Annotated in this window: 1 protein-coding gene; it reads left to right on the top strand. The window is 66.7% G+C overall.

From position 1 onward, the window contains the following. Window positions 1–319, top strand: a 319-nt coding sequence (locus FLO80_RS24145; protein WP_149187167.1) for a LysM peptidoglycan-binding domain-containing protein, incomplete at its 5' end; no start/stop codon positions are given. Between the last annotated feature and the right edge of the window lie 74 nt (window positions 320–393).

Raw genomic sequence — 393 nt, 5'->3', positions numbered from 1 at the left:
GTGGCAGATCGCCCGCAACAACGGCGTCGACGTCAACGACCTGAAGCGCTGGAACGGCCTGGACAAGCACGCCCTGAAGGTCGGCCAGACCCTCAAGCTGCAAGGCGGCCCCCAGGCCCTGGCGGCCCGCAAGGGAAACGCCGCCGGCAAGCGCGACAGCGCCACCTACTACAAGGTCAAGCAAGGCGACTCGATGTACCTGATCGCCAAGCGCTTCAATGTCGAAATGAAGCACCTGCAGCGCTGGAACCCGCGCAGCAAGCAGGCGCTCAAGCCCGGCCAGACCCTGACCCTGTACCTGGACACCGCGAGCCGCTGACAGCCCATTGCAGGCCGTCCCGAAACGCCACGCCCGCTCCTGCCGGCGTGGCGTTTTCGCAAGCGCGGCCAGAA

The sequence above is a fragment of the Aquicoccus porphyridii genome (genome assembly GCF_008369105.1).
Classification (GTDB): domain Bacteria; phylum Pseudomonadota; class Alphaproteobacteria; order Rhodobacterales; family Rhodobacteraceae; genus Aquicoccus; species Aquicoccus porphyridii.
The sequence above is the reverse complement of the archived record's forward strand: the minus strand, read 5'-3'. Positions and strand labels throughout refer to the sequence as shown.